Origin of the sequence: Sphingomonas sp. SORGH_AS_0789 (assembly GCF_031453055.1) — a bacterium.
GTDB lineage: Bacteria > Pseudomonadota > Alphaproteobacteria > Sphingomonadales > Sphingomonadaceae > Sphingomonas.
On sequence record NZ_JAVIYV010000001.1, the window covers coordinates 207,599 to 226,066 of the forward strand.

An 18,468-nucleotide genomic window follows, 5' to 3' on the forward strand; every position below is an offset into this window, starting at 1 on the left:
CGACCCGCCCCGCCGTCGGCAAACCGCTTGCATTGCATGTGTACAAATGTACACATCGCCATCGATCCGCTGTTCGGAAAGGATGGATGTCATGCAGGAAAGGCGAATGTCGCGCCGGTCGGTCATGGGGGGTGCGATGGCGCTGACGGTGCCGGGCATCGGCGGCGTGGCGGCGGCGCAAGATGCGGGCAGGCCGGTGCTGGGCCGCCGCGACGGCCGCTGGCTGAACGAGCCCCGGCAATGGAGCGTCGATGCGGCGGGCGACCTGACCCTGGCCACCGATCAGGGCACCGACTTCTGGCGCGAGACGCATTATGGCTTCACGCGTGACAGCGGCCATTTCCTGGGATTCACCGCCCCCGACGCCTTCACCGCGCAGCTGCGCATCCGGGGCCATTACGACAAGCTCTACGATCAGGCGGGCATCATGGTGCGCGTCGACGAACGCCGCTGGGTCAAGGCGGGGATCGAGCTGTCCGATGGCCGCGCGATGCTGAGCAGCGTGTTGACCGATGGCCGTTCCGACTGGGCGACCGGCCCCTATACGGGCGATGCCGCCGACTTCTGGATGCGCGCGACGGTCGCCGGGGGCGTATTGCGGTTGCAGGTGTCGGCGGACGGCCGGACATGGCCGCTCGTCCGGCTGGCCCCCTTCCCCGTCGCCACCGCCTATCAGGTAGGGCCGATGGCCTGCACCCCGGAGCGCAGCGGGCTGAGCGTCCGCTTTTCCGACCTGCGCATCACCGCCCCGCTGGGCAAAGACCTGCACGATCTGAGCTGATCGATGCGCCAGAAGGACCGGATGCTGGCGGGTGAGCCCTATACCGCCGACGATCCCGAACTGGCGACCGACCAGGCGGCGGCGGCGGCTTGGATGGCGCGGTACAACGCGTCGCTCGCCGCCGATGCGAGCGGGCGTCACGCGCTGCTGGTCGAGGGGCTGGGCAAGGTCGGGCGCAACGTCGTCGTGCGACCGCCCTTCCACTGCGACTATGGCTATAACATCGCGCTGGGCGACGGGGTCTTCCTGAACTTCGGCTGCGTCATCCTGGACGTCGTGACGGTGGAGATCGGCGCGGGGACGCAGGTCGGGCCGGGCGTCCAGATCCTGACCGCCGACCACCCGCGCGACCCGGCGCAGCGCGCGCAGGGACTGGAATGGGGGCGGCCGATCCGCATCGGCGCCAATGTCTGGATCGGCGGCGGCGCGCTGATCCTGCCCGGCGTCACCATCGGCGACGATGCGATCATCGGCGCGGGCAGCGTCGTGACCCGTGACGTCGCCCAAGGCGCGACGGTGGCGGGCAATCCCGCCCGGCCGATCGGACGATGAGCGCCCGGCTCGACCGGACCGGCACGGACAAGCCGCATTTCGAGACGCTCGACGGCCTGCGCGGCACGGCGGCGCTGCTGGTCGTCGCCTTTCATATCCAGGGCATCACGGTGCTGTTCGATCCGGCGCGGCTGATGCTGCCCCATGCCTATCTCGCGGTCGATTTCTTCTTCGCGCTGTCGGGCTTCGTCATCGGCTATGCCTATGACGACCGATGGGGCGCGATGACGGTGCGCGACTTTCTCGTCCGGCGCCTGGTTCGCCTGCATCCGCTCGTCATGCTGGGTGCCCTGCTCGGGCTGGCGAGTTATCTGGGCGATCCCTTCGCCGATGGGCGGCAGGATGCCTCGGCCGCATGGGTGGCTCTGGCCTTCGTCGCGGCGATGCTCGCCCTGCCCTCGCCGCCGCTGCCCAATCGGCTGGGGGACAGCCATCCGCTCAATGCCCCGGCCTGGACCCTGTTTCAGGAATATATCGGCAATCTCGCCTATGCGCTGGTCCTGCGGCGGTTGCGGATGCGCGCGCTGATCGCGCTGACCGGGCTGGCGGCGATCGCCTCGCTGGTCACCGCGCTGTCGCTGGGGTCTTATGATACCGGCTGGGGGCTTGCCAATTTCTGGGGCGCGCCGGTCCGGCTGGCCTATCCGTTTCTGGTGGGATTGCTGCTCTATCGGCTGGGCGACCGGCTGCCGGGCCTCACGCTGGGTTTCCCGCTGTTGAGCGCGATCCTGCTGGCGCTGTTCGCCGCGCCGGTGCTGGGGACGTGGCATGGCATCGCGTTGAACGGACTCTACCAGGCCGGGTGTGTGCTGATCCTGTTTCCCGCCATCATCGTGGCGGGCCGACATTCGGCGGGCGGCCCCGCGACGCTGCGGCTGTGCAGGCTGGCGGGGCGGCTCTCCTATCCGCTCTACATCACCCATTATCCGTTCGTGTACGTCTATATGAACTGGGTGGCGACCCGACCGGCCAGCGGCGCGACGACCACGGCGATCGCGGTTTCGCTCTATCTGTTCACGATCCTGTTCGCCGCGGTCGCGCATCATTATTGGGACGCGCCCCTGCGAAGGCGCCTGAATGCCCTGATAACAAAGCGATAAATTCACCGCCCCGCATTGCGCGGCGGCATGATCGGGTTGTACCCCTTGCCCCGGAACGCCCGGAGCGGCGCGGAGGAGAGCCCGATGATGAAGTCCCTGACCGTCCTGACCCTGTCGGCGCTCGCCCTGGCCGCCCCGGCCGTCGCCCGGTCCGACGGCGCCACGGTCCGGATCGAGACGGGACAGGTGCGCGGCACCGTCGCGGACGGTGTGACCAGCTGGAAGGGCATTCCCTTTGCCGCGCCGCCGGTCGGCCCCCTCCGCTGGCGCGCGCCGCAACCGGCCGCGCGCTGGGACGGGGTGCGCGACGCCACCGCCTATGCCGCCGACTGCATGCAGCAACCCTTTCCCAGCGACGCCGCGCCGCTCGGCACCCGGCCGTCCGAGGACTGCCTCTACGCCAATGTCTGGAAGCCCGTCGGGAGCGGGCGCAAGCTGCCGGTGCTGGTCTGGATCTATGGCGGCGGCTTCGTCAATGGCGGGGCATCGCCGCCGACCTATGCGGGGGCGAATCTGGCGCGCCAGGGGGTGATGGTCGTCAGCTTCAACTACCGGGTCGGGCGGTTCGGCACCTTCGCGCTGCCGCAGCTGACCGCCGAGAATGCCGATGGTGGGCGGCTGGGCAATTACGGCACGATGGACCAGATCGCCGCGCTGCGCTGGGTCCGGCGCAACATCGCGGCGTTCGGCGGCGATCCGGCCAGGGTCACCATCGTCGGTGAGAGCGCGGGCGGCATGTCGGTGCACCAGCTCGTCACCTCGCCCGAGGCGCAAGGGCTGTTCGCCCGGGCCTTCGTCATGTCGGGCGGCGATGCGCGCAGCGATCCGCGCAGGACGCTTGCCGCCGTCGAGCGGATCGGCGCGGCGTTCGCCCGCACCAAGGGGATCGACCCCGCCGCCCCCGATGCGCTGTCGCGGCTGCGCGCACTGTCCGCCGAGCAGGTGACCGACGGGCTGAACCTGGCGCAGCTCTTCAACCCCGCAGGCGGCGAGCCGACCTTTTCCGGCCCCTTTGTCGACGGCAAGGTGATCGTCGATCCGCACGCGGCCTATCGGGCCGACCGCTTCGCGCGGGTGCCGATGGTGGTCGGCGCGACCGATGCCGATATCGGCGGCAAGACCGGCTATATGGTCGGCGGCGCACGCGCGGTGGCGGGAATGCTGGCCGACAAGCGCGTGCCGGTCTGGGAATATCGCTTTTCCTATGTCGCCTCGTCGGTCGGCCAGCCGGGCGCGCAGCATGCGACCGACATCCCCTTTTTCTTCGACAATCAGGCAATCAAATACGGCGCGGCCACGACCCCGCGCGACCGGGCGATGGGCCGGGCGATGAGCGGCTATCTCGTCAATTTCGTGAAGACCGGCGACCCCAATGGCGCGGGCCTGCCCCGCTGGGACCGCTATGGCCGTGCCGCCGACACGCTGGCGGATTTCACGCCCGCCGGAACGGTCGTGGTCGGTCGCGATCCCTGGGGCGCGGATATCGACCGGGTTGCCGCCTCCGGGGATGCTCCCTAACCTGCCGGGATAACGACAGAATAACAGGCCGGGAGTGGTGAGGATGGACGAAAGCGGGATCAACCGGCGCCAGGCGCTGGCCGGGGCGGCATGGACGGGCACGGCGATGCTGGCTGGCGGGAGCGCCCGCGCCGCCGCGCCCGCAGGGCCGCTCGCCCCGCGCCCGCCCATGGGCTGGAACAGCTGGAACAGCTTCGCCACCACCATCACCGAGGCGCAGGCCCGCGAGACCGCCGCGATCATGCGCGACCGGCTGCTGCCCTTCGGCTATGATATCTTCACCGTCGACATCCAATGGTATGAGCCCAACGCCTCCAGCTATGAATATAGCGCCGCGCCGGTGCCCGCGATGGATGGTCATGGCCGCCTGATCCCCGCGCCCAACCGCTTTCCCTCCAGCGCCGACGGTTCGGGCTTCACGAAACTGGCGGCGGACGTGCACGCCATGGGGATGCGGTTCGGCATCCACCTGATGCGCGGCATTCCCCGGCTGGCGGTGAAGCGCAACCTGCCGATCCTCGGCACCCGCTACCGCGCCGCCGACATCGCCGACACGAGCAGCATCTGCGCCTGGAATCCCGACATGTACGGCGTCGACATGACCCGACCCGGCGCGCAGGCCTATTATGACAGCGTGTTCGCGCTCTATGCCTCCTGGGGCGTCGATTTCGTCAAGATGGACGATATGAGCCGCCCCTATGACGCCCATGCGCCCGAGATCGAGGCGGCGCACAAGGCGATCGGGAATAGCGGCCGCCCGATCATCCTCAGCCTGTCGCCCGGCGAGACGCCGGTGATCCGGGGCCCGCATGTCCGCCGCCATGCGCAGATGTGGCGCATCTCGGACGATTTCTGGGACGAATGGCCGATGCTCGAGGCGCAGTTCACCCGGCTGGAGAATTGGACGCCCTATTGCGGGCCGGGCGGCTGGCCCGATGCCGACATGCTGCCGCTCGGCCGCCTCGCCCTGGGCAAGCGCGACACCAAGTTCACCCCCGACGAGCAGCGGACGCTGATGACGCTGTGGTCGATCGCGCGCTCGCCGCTGATCATGGGCGGCGACCTGCGCCATCTGGACGCGCCGACGCTGGCGCTGCTGACCAACCGCGCGGTGCTGGCGGTCAACCAGGCCTCGACCGACAACCGGCCGCATTTCGTCGAGGACGGCGCGCGCATCTGGTCCGCCACGCCCGAGGGCGCGCCGCGCGACCGTTATTTTGCGCTGTTCAACACCACCGAAAAGCCCAGGGAGGTGGGTTTGGCCCTGTCCTATCTTGGCCTGCCGGGCGGGGTCGGCGTGACCGACCTGTGGAGCGGACAATCGCTCGGCCGGGCGGGCGGCCGTTTCGCGCAGACCCTGCCGCCGCATGGATCGGGGCTTTATCGCCTGCGCGCCTGACGCGAACCGGCATGGCGGATGAACCCACTGTCCTCCGGCGGTAAGGCGGGGTCGATCCCGAGCATGGCAGGAACGGCCGCATGGCTGCCTGCTTACGCCTCGCCCCCCTCCTCGCGCTCGGCCTGATCGCGGCGACCGCCCGGGCGCAGGATCGCCGGACGGTGGCCGAGCCCGCTTTGCCCGAACGGATCTGCACCACCCTGTCGCCCGATGGCGCGGGCAAGGACGCGACGCGGCGCATCCAGGCCGCCATCGACCATTGCGACAGCGGAGCGGCGGTCCGGCTGGTGGCCGGTCCCGAAGGTGGGCGCTTTCTCAGCGGTCCGCTGCGCATGACATCGGGCGTCACGCTGTGGCTTGATCGCGGCGTCGTCCTGACCGCCCTGTCCGATCCGCGCGTCTATGATCGCGGCCAAGGCATGTGCGGCACGATCGCGGCGAAGGGCAATGGCTGCACCGCCTTCATCCGCTTCGACGGGACGCGCGGCGGCGGGATCGTCGGGGACGGCGCGATCGACGGTGCGGGCGGCACCCCGATGACCGGCCATGCCGAAAGCTGGTGGCAACTCGCCCGCCGCGCGCAACGCGAGGGCGGCCAGCAGAACAATCCCCGGCTGATCGAGGCCGACCATGCCCGCGATCTCGTCTTCTACCGCGTCACCCTGCGCAACGCGCCCAATTTCCATGTCGTGCTGAACGACGTGCGGGGGGCGACCTTCTGGGGCGTGCGCATCGACACGCCCGCCGATGCGCGCAACACCGACGGCATCGATCCGGGCGCGTCGCAGGACATCACCATCGCGCATGCCTTCATCCGGACCGGCGACGACAATGTCGCGATCAAGGCGGGCAAGGGCCCGACCCGGCATGTCTCGGTCCTCGACAGCCATTTCTATGCAGGGCACGGCATGTCGATCGGCAGCGAGACCCAGGCCGGGGTCAGCGATATCCTCGTCCGCCATCTGACGCTCGACGGCACGACCTCGGGGCTGCGGATCAAGAGCGACGCCAGCCGGGGCGGGCTGGTCACACACATCCGCTATGACGGGATATGCCTGCGCGGCAACCGGCGGCCGATCGATTTCGACACGCGCTATGATGCCTCGGCACAGGGGTTTGCGATCCCGCTCTACCGCGACATCACGCTGCACGACGTGACCGGCACCGACGGTACGCTGGTGCTGCGCGGGCATGATGCGGGCCATCCGCTGGAGGTGACGATGGACGGCGTCCGCTTCGCACCCGGCGCGACATGGGAGGTCGAGAATGCGCGGATCGCCGCCGGGCCGGGCGGCGTCTCTCCGCCACCGCCCGGCCCCGCCCTGCCCCCTGCCCAGGTTGCTACTGCGGATTGTGCCGCCCGCTGGATGCCCTTTCCCGATGGCGGATAGCGCGAAGGATCAGGGGGCGGCGGGCACCACCCCCTTGGGCGCGGCGGCCAGGCGGCGGATCAGATCGGTCTCCGCCGGGCGATAGGGCGTGCCGTCGCCGCGAAACACCTCGTGAAACCAGATGGTCGGCTCCTCAAGGACATAGGGCTTCTTCCAGCTATCCCATGGCAGCCGCGTCTGCGTCTTCCCATCGACAAAGCCCCAGTTCATCATCGCGACATTGTACCGCTTGCCGATGGGCAGCGATCCGTCGAAGGTCGATCCGTTGCCGCGCGCCATATATTCGGTGCACAGGATCGGGCGGTTATAGGGGAGCAGTTGCTTCACCCGCCGCTCGAACGTCTCGGGCCAGCTATAGTCGTGGAACGAGATCACGTCCGACTGCGCCAATTGCAACCTCTCCATCGGCGAGGCGCGCCCGCCCGGCGCCCAGTCCTCGCCCAGCCATACGCCCGACGTGATCGGCTGAGACGGCTCCGCCGCGCGGGCCCAGTCGAACACCTGCGCCAGCATCGCGCGGACCAGCGGCTCCTTGCCCTCCTGGCCCTTATACTGGTCGGCACCATTGTCGGGCTCGTTCCACACGTCCCAGCCCAGGATGCGCGGATCGTCGCGAAAGGCGCCGATGACGCCCTGCACATAGGCGCGGTAGCGGGGCCAGCGCGCGCGGTCGCGCAACCCCGCCATTCCCGGCCCCTGCACCCAGCCCGAATTGTGGACGCCGGGAATCGGCGGATGCTGCGGCCCCGGCCGGGGGGCCGGGTCCCAGCAGCTGTCGAACAGCACGAAGAGCGGACGGATGCCATGCGCGCTGGCGATGGTCAGGAACGCGCCGATCCGCTGCCTGAACCCCTCCGGGTCCTGCGCCCAGAGCTGGTCGTGCAGGAACACGCGCATCGTGTTCATCCCGATGCCCTGCGCCAGCGCCAGTTCCCGGTCGATCCGCGCCGGGTCCCAGGTCACCGCCTGCCACATCTCCAGCTGGTTGATCGCCGAGGCGGGGGTGTAGTTGGCCCCCACCAGCCAGGGCTGGCGATCATACCAGTCCCGGGCCTGCGCCTCGGTCCAGCGGTCCCGCGCCTCGGCCGGTGCGGCGGGCAGCAGCGCGAGCAGCGCGATTCCGCCCAGCATCCATGGCTTCATCCCATCCTCTCCCTTGTCTTGTTGGTCTTTTGCACGAGGAGGCTAGAGAAAAATCCGTCGATGTTACAGGATATTGTACGACCAATCGGATCGACCGCGACAGGTCGGCCGCAACCATGAGAGAGGATCAGGATGAGGGCGTTCCACTATTGCGCCGCCGCCAGACTGGCGCTGGCGATCACCGTCTCGGTCGCCGCGCGGAACCCGCAATTCGAGGGGGCCGACCCGCATGCCATGATGATCGGCGACGAGATGTGGATTTTTCCCACCGGCGGGCCGGGGGGCAGTTGGGCCGCCGACCGGTTCGGCGCCTTTTCCAGCCGCGACCTCAAGGACTGGCGGCCGCGCGGTGCGCTGATCCGGCGCGACCAGATCGGCTGGATCAAGGACGACGGCGCCCGCGACCATTTCCTCTGGGCGCCCGGCGTCGCGGTGCGGGGCGGCCGCTATTATCTCTATTATTCGGTCGGCCCGCAAAATCCGACGCCCAGCCGGATCGGCGTGGCCGTCGCCGACCGGCCCGAGGGACCGTATCGCGACAGCGGCCGCCCGCTCGTCACCGGCGGCCCGGGGTTCGAGGCGATCGACCCGATGGTCTTTACCGACCGCAAATCGGGCCGGACCTATCTCTATGCGGGCGGCAGCGCGGGGGCGAGGCTGCGCGTATGGCAGCTGAAGCCCGACATGGTGTCGATCGCGCGCGAGATCCCGGTGCCGCAGCCGCCGAACTTCACCGAAGGCGCGTTCATGCACGAACGCGGCGGGCTCTATTACCTGTCCTACAGCCATGGCCGCTTCGACGGACCCGATTATTCGGTCCATTACGCGACCGCCCCCTCGCCCGTCGGGCCATGGCGCTATCGCGGTGCGATCCTGACCAGCGACGCGCGGCATCAGGGGCCGGGGCATCACAGCTTCGTGAAGACGCCCGACGGGCGCTGGCTGATCGTCTATCACCGCTGGGACCGCGCGGCCGGACCCGGGCCGTTCCGGGGCGAACGGGTCGTGGCGATCGACCGGATCGGCTATGCCCCGGACGGCAGGATACGCCGCGTGACGATGACCGACGACGATGCGCCGACGCTGTCGCCCCGGCGGTGACGGGGACGCGTAAACTTCCATTAACCATCTGAATCAAATCCGGATTCGGAATTCCAGCATCCGCCGACCCAGGCCGTGGTTCCCGCTTCATAAGGGGCAGGCCGTGCGTCCGCATCTCTGTGCGACCCATGCGCCGTCGCCCCCGTCCGGCATCCCGTGCCGGACGCCGGGAACAGCTTTTGGGAGGAGCAGGGCATGCAGACCGAGATCATCGCCAAGGCCAACGGAACCACGACCACCACCACCGCCAACGTCATCACCCTGGATGCGCCCAGCGTCGTCCGGCTCGACCTCGACCGCGCGCAGGTCGCCGCGATGGAACGACAGGGCAACGACCTGATCATCCGCCTGACCGATGGCCAGACCATCCGTATCGACCATTTCTACAACGAGCAGCGCGGCACCATCAGCGACCTCGTCCTGCGCGACGATCAGGGCGGTCAATGGCTGGCGCATCCCGCCGCCAGTGGCGCGGGCCGCTTCACCGCGCTGACCAGCCTCGACGACCTGCTGGCCGCGCAGGGGGCGGCGCAGGGCGGCGGCGCGTCGTTCATCCTGCCCGCCGTGCTGGGCGTGGCGGGAGTCGGCGGTCTGGTCGCAGCCGTCTCGGGCGGCGGCGGCGGCGATGATCGCGCCCCCACCACCCCACCGACCGCCGATACGCAAGCGCCCGCGCGGCCCACCGCCATCTTCAACCCGGCCGGAACCGGCGTCACCGGCACCGGCGAGGCCGGGGCGACGGTCCGCGTCACCGATCCCACCGGCACGGTGATCGGGACCGGCACGGTCGGCGCGGACGGCAGTTATGCCATCACGCTCAACCCGCCCCAGACCAACGGCCAGCCGGTCACCGTCACCCAGTCGGACCCGGCGGGCAATGTCTCGCCCGGTGCCAGCGTCACCGCCCCCGACATCACCCCCCCCACCGCCCCCACCGCGACCGTGAACGGCCAGGGCACGACGATCACCGGCACCGGCGAGCCCGGCGCGACCGTCACCGTCCGCGATGCCGCCGGAAACGTGCTGGGCACCGCGACGGTCGATGCGCAGGGCAATTATACGCTGACGCTGACCACGCCGCAGGCCAATGGCGGCACGCTGACCGTCACACAGGCCGACGTGGCCGGGAATGTCTCGTCCGCCGCCACGCTGACCGCGCCCGACATCACCCCGCCCGCCGCGCCGACCGCAACGCTCGGCCAGAATGGCACGACGATAACCGGCACCGGCGAGCCCGGCGCGACAGTTTCGGTTCGCGACGCAGCTGGGCAGGTCATCGGCACCGCCACCGTCGATGCGCAGAGCAACTACACGCTGTCCCTCACCACGCCGCAGGCCAATGGCGGCACCCTGACCGTCACGCAGGCCGACGCGGCCGGGAATGTCTCGCCCGCCGCCACACTGACCGCACCTGATACGACCGCGCCCGCAGCACCGACTGCCACGCTCGGGCAGAATGGCGACACCGTTACCGGCACCGGCGAGCCCGGCGCGACGGTTTCGGTTCGTGATGCAACCGGACAGGTCATCGGCACCGCAACCGTCGATGCGCAGGGCAACTACACGCTGACCCTCACCACGCCGCAGACCAATGGCGGGACGCTAACCGTCACCCAGGCCGACGCGGCCGGGAATGTCTCGCCCGCCGCCACGCTAACCGCGCCCGATACGACCGCGCCCGCTGCGCCGACCGCGACGCTAGGGCAGAATGGCGATACCATCACCGGCACCGGTGAGCCCGGCGCGACGGTTTCGGTTCGTGACGCGGCAGGACAGGACATCGGCACCGCCACCGTCGATGCGCAGGGCAATTATACGCTGACCCTCACTACGCCGCAGACCAATGGCCAGACGCTGACCGTCACCCAGGCGGATGCAGCGAGCAATGTCTCGGCTGCGGCCACGCTGACCGCGCCGGATACCAGCGCCCCCGGCGCGCCGGTCGTCGCGGTCAGCGCGGACGGCACGGTGCTGACCGGGACGGGCGAGCCCGGCGCGACCGTGCGGGTCACGGACGCCGATGGCCTGCCGATCGGCACCGCCATCGTCGGCGCGGATGGCGCGTTCAGCGTCACGCTGCCCACCGGCACCGCCGATGGCAGGACGCTGTCGGCGACGCAGACCGACGCCGCAGGCAATGTCTCCGCCGCCGTCACCACCGTCACGCCCGATTTAGCGGCGCCCGACGCGCCCTCGGTCGCGCTCAGCCCCGAGGGCACGGTCGTCACCGGCACCGGCGAAGCGGGGGCGATCGTCGAGATCCGCGACGCCGACGGCACGCTGATCGCGACGGCGCCCGTGGCGGCGGACGGCAGCTTCTCGGTGACGCTGCCGACGCCGCAGGCCAATGGCGAGATGCTGATGGTCACGCAGACCGACGCGGCGGGCAATATCTCGCCGCCGATGATGACGGTCGCCCCCGACATCACCCCGCCGGACGCGCCCGGCGTCACGCTGTCGGGTGACGGCGCGGCGGTCTATGGCAATGGCGAGCCCGGCGCGACGGTGCGGATCGTCGATGCGAACGGCAATCTGCTGGGCAGCGCGGTGGTCGCCGCCGACACCAGCTTCGTCGTGTCGCTCGCCACGCCGCAGACCGGCGGCCAGGTCCTGACCGCGACGCAGACCGATGCGGCGGGCAATGTCTCCGACCCCAGCATCGTCGCCGCCCCCGACGTGACCGCCCCCGATGCACCCGTCGCGACGATCGCGCCGGACGGCAGCGCGGTCATCGGCACCGGCGAGCCCTTCGCCACGGTCACCGTGCGCGGGCCGGACGGCACCCCGCTGGCGAGCGCGGTGGTCGGCGCGGACGGCGGCTATAGCGTCACCCTGTCCCCCGCCCAGGCCAATGGCGAGACCCTGACGGTCGGCCAGACCGATCGCGGCGGGAACAGCTCGCCCTCCGTCACCCTCACCGCACCGGACATCACCGCCCCGACCGGGCTGACCGCGACGATCGACGGCAACGGCATCGTCGTGACCGGCAGCGGCGAGCCCGGTGCGACCGTCACCATCCGCGATGCGGGCGGCACGACGATCGGCACCGCGCAGGTCGATGCCAATGGCGGCTATAGCGCGACGCTGACCACCCCGCAGGCCAATGGCCAGGCGCTGAGCGTGACCCAGGCCGATGCGGCGGGCAATGTCTCCGCCCCCGTCCCGCTGACCGCGCCCGACATCACTGCGCCGCTCGCGCCGACCGGATCGGTCGTCGATGCCGGGGTGACGCTGGCGGGCACCGGCGAGCCCGGCGCGACCGTCACCGTGCGGGCCGCCGACGGCACCCTGCTGGGCACCGCGCAGGTCGGCGCGGACGGCCGCTTCGCCGTCCCACTCGCCACGCCCCAAGCCAATGGCGAGACCGTGCAGATCGTCCAGACCGATGCGGCGGGCAATGCCTCGCCCGTCGTCATCGTCACCGCGCCGGACATCACCGCCCCCACCGGGCTGACCGCGACGGTCAGCGGCGACGGGACGCTGGTGACCGGCCTGGGCGAAGCGGGGGCGAGCGTCACCATTCGCGATCCCGCCGGTATCGTCATCGGCACCGCCATCGTCGGCGCGGACGGCAGCTATGTCGCGACGCTGACCATCCCGCAACGCAATGCCGAGACGTTGCAGGTGACGCAGGCGGATGCGGCGGGCAATGCCTCACTCTCCGTCGCCCCCATCGCCCCCGATCTGACCGCCCCCGCCGCGCCTGTCGCCACGCTGTCGCCCGAGGGCATCACGGTCGGCGGCACCGGCGAGGTCGGCGCCACCGTTACCGTGCGCGCGGCGGACGGGACGGTGCTGGGCACCGCGCAGGTCGGGGCAGACGGCGGCTTTGCCGTCACGCTGACCACGCCGCAGGTGAACGGCCAGACGCTGACCGTCACCCAGGCCGATGCAGCGGGCAATGTCTCGGCGCCGCTGGCGCTGATCGCGCTCGATACCAGCGTGCCGGTCGGGCTGACCGCCGCGATCGATGCCACCGGCACGGTCGTGACCGGGCTGGCCGAAGCGGGCGCGACCGTTACCGTGCGCGATGCGGGCGGCACGGTGGTCGCCACCGCGACCGCCGCCGCCAATGGCGCCTATACGGTCGTCCTCGCCCCGCCCCAGATCGACGGCGACACCCTGCTGGTGACGCAGGCCGATGCGGCGGGCAATGCCTCCGCCCCGGTGACGGTGACCGCGCCCGACTTCACCGCGCCCGATGCGCCGCTGGTCGCCGTCAACGCCGACGGCACCCTGGCCAGCGGCAGCGGCGAAGCGGGGGCGACCGTCACCATCCGCGACGCCGATGGGACGGTGATCGGCAGCGGCGCGATCGGTGCCGATGGCCTGTTCGCCGTGCCCCTGACCCCCGCCCAGGCGAATGGCGGGACGATCAGCGCCACCCTGTCCGACGCAACGGGCAATGTCTCGGGCGCGACCATCGTGACCGCGCCCGACATCACCGCGCCGGGTGCGCCGCTCGCCTCGCTCGATCCGACGGGTAGGATCGTGTCGGGCACGGGCGAGGTCGGTGCGACCGTGACGGTGCGCGACGCGGGCGGCAACGTGCTGGGCACCGCGACCGTCAATGCGGGGGGAAGCTATGCCGTGCTCCTGCCCGTCGCGCAGATCGACCGGCAGATCCTGTCGGTCAGCCAGGCCGATGCCACCGGCAATATCTCGGGCAGCACGAGCGTTGCCGCGCTCGATCTGACGCCGCCGAACGCGCCCGCCGCGGTCGTGGCGGCCGACGGCGCCAGCCTGACCGGCACCGGCGAGATCGGCGCGATCGTCACCATCACCGATCCGGTCGGGCTGGTGATCGCCACCGTGCCGGTCGGCGCGGATGGCCGCTTCACCGTCGCGCTCGCCCCGCCGCTGACCAACGGCCAGCTATTGACGCTGACCCAGGCGGATGCGGCGGGCAATGTCTCGGCACCGGGCGCGGCGATCGCCCCCGATCTGGTGCCCAACGACACGCCGGGCGCACCGACCGCCAGCGTCGCGCTGGACGGCGCGAGCGTATCGGGCACCGGACAGGCAGGCGCGACGATCACCGTGCGCGATGCGACCGGCACCGTCATCGGCGGCGCCACCGTCAATCCGGACGGCAGCTACAGCGCCACGCTGACCACGCCGCAGACCAATGGCGAGACGGTGCGCGTGACCCAGGCCGATGCGGACGGCGATGTCTCGCCCCCCGCCATCGTGATCGCGCCGGACCTGACCCCGCCCGCCGCGCCGACCGCGACGATCGACGCCACCGGCTCGGTGGTGACGGGCGTCGGAGAAGTCAGCGCGACCATCCGCATCGCCGACGCAGGCGGCACGCTGCTGGGCAGCGGGGTGGTCGGCGCGACCGGCCGCTATGTGGTGGTGCTGTCCACGCCGCAGACCGATGGCCAGCCGCTGACCGCGACGCAGGCGGATGCGGCGGGCAATGCCTCGCCCGGCATCGGCGTCATCGCGCCCGACCTGACCGCGCCGATCGCGCCGCTGGGGACCGTATCCGGGGACGGGACGACGGTCACCGGCACCGGCGAAGCGGGGGCGACCGTCACCATCCGCGACGTCGGCGGCACGATCCTGGCCACCGCGCTGGTGGCCGGGGACGGCAGCTTCACCGCGACGCTATCGCCCGCTCAGGCCGATGGCCAGCTGCTGGTGCTGACCCAGGCCGATCCGGCGGGCAATGTCTCGCCGATGGCGCAGATCGCCGCGCCCGACATCAGCGCGCCGGTCGGGCTGACCGCCGCAATCGACGGCGCAGGCATCATCGTCACGGGCCAGGGCGAAGCGGGGGCGACCGTCACCATCCGCGATGCCGCCGGGACGGTGCTGGGCACCGCGCTGGTCGCCGCGAACGGCAGCTACGCCGCGCTCCTGACCACGCCGCAGGTGAACGGCCAGCTGCTGGTCGCGACCCAGGCGGATGCGGCGGGCAATAGCGGCGCCCCCGCCCCCGTCACCGCGCCCGACCTGACCGCGCCGCTCGCGCCGGTCGGCATCGTCGCGGGCGACGGCACCGCCATCACCGGCACCGGCGAGGCGGGCGCCACCGTCACCATCCGCGGCCCCGGCGGCATCGTCCTGGGCACCGCGCTGGTGGCCGGGGACGGCAGCTTCACCGCGACGCTGACCCCGCCCCAGGCCAATGGCCAGCTGCTGTCGCTCAGCCAGAGCGACCCGACGGGCAATGTGTCGCCGATCGCGCAGGTCAGCGCGCCCGACATCACCGCGCCGGTCGGCCTGACCGCCGCGATCAACGGCGCGGGAACGCTGGTCTCCGGCCAAGGCGAGGCGGGCGCGACCGTCACCATCCGCGATGCGGGCGGCACGGTGATCGCCACGGCGGTGGTGGCCCCCAACGGCACCTATGCCGCCATCCTCGCCACGCCGCAGGTCAACGGCCAGGCGCTGTCCGTGACCCAGGCCGATGCCGGGGGCAATGTCGGGGCCGCTGCCGCGGTGACCGCACCCGACCTCACCGCGCCGCTGGCGCCGGTCGGCATCGTGTCGGGGGACGGCACCACCCTGACCGGCACCGGCGAGGCGGGGGCGACCGTCACCATCCGGGGTCCGGGCGGCGCCATTCTGGGCACCGCACTGGTCGCGGCGGACGGCAGCTTCGCCGTGCCGCTCGTCCCGGCCCAGGCGAACGGCCAGCTCCTGTCGCTCAGCCAGGCCGATGCCGCGGGCAATGTCTCGGCGACCGCGCAGGCGACCGCGCCCGACATTACCGCCCCGATCGGGCTGACCGCCGCGATCAACGGCGTCGGTACGCTGGTCACCGGCACCGGCGAGGCCGGAGCGACGGTCACCGTCCGCGATCCGCTGGGCGCGGTCATCGGCACCGGCATCGTCGCGGCCAATGGCAGCTATAGCGTGACGCTGACCGTGCCGCAGGCCAATGGCCAGGTGCTTCAGGTGACGCAGGCCGATGTCGCGGGCAATGCCTCGCTGCCCGGCAGCGTGATCGCGCCCGACATCACCCCGCCCGCCGCCCCGCTGGCGACGGTCAACGGCACGGGCACGACCGTCACCGGCACCGGCGAGGCGGGGGCGACGATCCGCATCCTCGACCCCGCCGGACAGCTGGTAGGCACCGCGCTGGTCGGTGCGGATGGCGGCTATAGCGCGACGCTCTCCACGCCGCAGGCCAATGGCCAGCTGCTGAGCGTGACCCAGACCGATGCGGCGGGCAATGCCTCGGTCCGGATCGTCGCCAACGCCCCCGACATCACGCCCCCCGCGCCCCCGACCGCCACGATCAATCCGGGCGGCACGGTGGTCAGCGGCCTGGGCGAGCCGGGCGCCACGGTGGAGGTGCGCAACGCCGCCGGGACCGTCCTCGGCACCGGCACGGTCGCCCCCGGAGGGCTCTATGCGGTCACGCTGCCCAGCCCGCAGCTGGCGGGCGAGACGCTGAGCGTGGGCCTGCGCGACGGGGCGGGCAATGTCTCGGCAGCGGTGTCGATCGTCGCGCCCTTCGACATCGGCGCCTTCGACAACGCCGCCACGGCGCTGGTCGATCTGGTCCCGGTCCAGACCAACGAGAATCTGGGCAGCGCCAATTATACCGCGCTCGTCTCGCTGGGGCTGGTCAACCTCGATGCGCAGGTGCTGGCCATCCCCAATGTCCAGTTCACCGTCGATGCGGGCCATACGCTGGCGGCGACCTTCACCTATGACTCGCTGGCCAATGTCGGGGTCGCCAGCGGCTATTCGGTGGTGGTCCAGCGGTTCAACGGGACCAGCTGGGTCGCGGTCGATGGCGGTGGCACGTCCTCGCTGCTGGAGGTCGGGCTGCTGAACGGCAACCTCGTCGCCAATGCCGATCTGGGGCCGGGCCAGTACCGCGCCTTCGTCACCTTCGACAATACGCTGGGCGTCGGGCTGCTGGGCGGGCTGAGCGTCACCGGGGTCGATTCCGACTTCACCGACATCGCGCAGGTCATACCCGCCGTCACCAACGGCAACGTCATCACCGATCCCGGCACCGGCGGCCAGATCGACGTGGTCAGCCCGCAGACGGTCGTGGAGAGCGTGACGCTGAACGGCGTGACGACGGCGGTGACGGCCGACACCACGATCGTCGCGGGTCTATGGGGTACGCTGACCATCGCGCGCGACGGCAGCTACACCTATATCCCCGATGCGAATGCGGCGGTGCTCGGCAAGGTCGACCGCTTCACCTACACGCTGCTCGACGCCTCGGACAATGAACGCGAGAGCGCCACGCTGACCATCACGATCGGCAGCCCCGACGTGACCGGCGCGCCCCTGGCCGTGAACGACATCGCCACCGCCGCGGCCAGCTTCGTCAACGTGGTCGAGACGCGCGCGCCGGTCGTCGACACCAGCTTCACCACGCCGCTGGCGAGCATATTGTCCGGGCCGCAGACCGGGCGGGCCGTCGACAGCTTCACGGTGGACGCCAACAGCGTCGCCAACGTCACCCTGTCGGCGGTCATCGCGCCGGGGCTGGCGCTGCTGCCCAGCTATACGATCACCGTCACCAATGCGGCGGGCACGGTAGTCGGCACCAACTCGGGCACCGGCGTGGCGGGCATTGGCGGGGTGCTGGGCACGGGGCTCAGCGTGACGATGACCGGGCTGCCCTCGGGCACCTATAACTACACCGTCACCAGCACCAACGCGCTGGGCACCGGCTATACGAGCAGCGTCTATGTCGCCCAGACGGTCACCCATCTCGACCAGTTCGCGCTGACCGGCACGACCCCGGTCAGCGGCGACCTGCTGGCGAACGACGCGCCGGGCAGCGACTTCCTGGAAATCCGGATGTTGTCGGGCGGCCGCTTCGTCGCGGTGGGCGACACGCTGCTGACGCTGACGGGGGCGCACGGCACGCTGACGATCAACGAGGTCGGACAGTATAGCTATCAGCCGAGCACGACGCTGGGCTATTCGGCGGTCGATCCGGTGGACAGCTTCACCTATCAGATCGTCCAGCCCGACGGGCAGGTGGCGACCGCGCGGCTGGACGTCGCGGTCGACATCAACAACGGCGTCGCCCCGGCCTTCCCGGCCGCGACGATCACCGCGCTCGATGCCGATGGCATGGATCATCTGGCGCTCGACGTGGTGCCGATGATGGCGGACATCGACCAGCCCGCGCCGGTGGTCGCCGCCGACCATGGCGACGCGCGGATCGCCCTGTCGCTGATGGAGGGCCAGGGCGATCTGGAGGCGGTGCTGACCCGCTATCTGGATACGCAGCAGCCCGCGACCGTCACCCTGAACGACGACGATCGGGGATCGACCGCGATCGCCACCGATACCGGTCCCATCGACGCCGCGCCGATCGTCGACGATCCGCTCGGCTATCTGACCGTTTCGGCCGATCCCGAGCAGGAGAAACTGGCGACCATGCACATAATGTGACGAATGCGGTCACCACTCCGGAAATGGACGTGATTGGGAGTGCCGAAGGCGCCAGTCTTCGGCACTTTTCTTTTTTTATTAAAGTAGTTTAGCCGA

At 70.7% G+C, this 18,468-nt stretch carries 9 protein-coding genes; 8 read left to right on the forward strand and 1 reads right to left on the reverse strand.

Going from position 1 to position 18,468, the window contains the following annotated elements; translation table 11 throughout:
* The first annotated feature begins 106 nt into the window (after window positions 1-106).
* The 6 genes from QE360_RS00880 (at window position 107) to QE360_RS00905 (ending at window position 6,741) form a co-directional block, all read left to right on the forward strand.
* Window positions 107-781, forward strand: coding sequence for a DUF1349 domain-containing protein (locus tag QE360_RS00880; protein ID WP_309698570.1), 675 nt, complete (start codon window positions 107-109; stop codon window positions 779-781).
* 3 nt (window positions 782-784) lie between these two features.
* Complete coding sequence (locus QE360_RS00885) at window positions 785-1,333, forward strand: sugar O-acetyltransferase (RefSeq protein WP_309698572.1); 549 nt, start codon at window positions 785-787, stop codon at window positions 1,331-1,333.
* A complete protein-coding gene (locus QE360_RS00890; RefSeq protein ID WP_309698574.1) occupies window positions 1,330-2,433 on the forward strand; it encodes an acyltransferase in 1,104 nt (367 codons plus the stop codon). The genes QE360_RS00885 and QE360_RS00890 overlap by 4 nt, the downstream gene beginning before the upstream one ends.
* 87 nt (window positions 2,434-2,520) lie before the next feature.
* Entirely contained in the window at window positions 2,521-3,951 is a 1,431-nt protein-coding gene (locus QE360_RS00895) for a carboxylesterase family protein (RefSeq protein WP_309704004.1), read from the forward strand.
* Window positions 3,952-3,994: 43 nt separating this feature from the next.
* A complete protein-coding gene (locus QE360_RS00900; RefSeq protein ID WP_405052544.1) occupies window positions 3,995-5,350 on the forward strand; it encodes a glycoside hydrolase family 27 protein in 1,356 nt (451 codons plus the stop codon).
* A gap of 80 nt (window positions 5,351-5,430) precedes the next feature.
* Entirely contained in the window at window positions 5,431-6,741 is a 1,311-nt protein-coding gene (locus QE360_RS00905; protein WP_309698576.1) for a glycosyl hydrolase family 28 protein, read from the forward strand.
* Between the two features lie 9 nt (window positions 6,742-6,750).
* Here the strand turns inward: QE360_RS00905 and QE360_RS00910 are convergent, their stop codons facing one another.
* Window positions 6,751-7,884 (reverse strand): cellulase family glycosylhydrolase, encoded by a 1,134-nt coding sequence (locus tag QE360_RS00910; protein ID WP_309698578.1) that lies wholly within the window; start codon window positions 7,882-7,884, stop codon window positions 6,751-6,753.
* 132 nt (window positions 7,885-8,016) lie between these two features.
* On the opposite strand from QE360_RS00910, the gene QE360_RS00915 reads away from it, so the two are divergent.
* Both QE360_RS00915 and QE360_RS00920 read left to right on the forward strand, forming a co-directional pair.
* On the forward strand, window positions 8,017-8,985 hold the full coding sequence (locus tag QE360_RS00915; RefSeq protein ID WP_309698580.1) for a family 43 glycosylhydrolase: 969 nt from the start codon (window positions 8,017-8,019) through the stop codon (window positions 8,983-8,985).
* Between the two features lie 195 nt (window positions 8,986-9,180).
* Window positions 9,181-18,372: a BapA/Bap/LapF family large adhesin gene (locus QE360_RS00920; RefSeq protein ID WP_309698582.1), complete on the forward strand. Its 9,192-nt coding sequence runs from the start codon at window positions 9,181-9,183 to the stop codon at window positions 18,370-18,372.
* Window positions 18,373-18,468 lie beyond the last annotated feature (96 nt).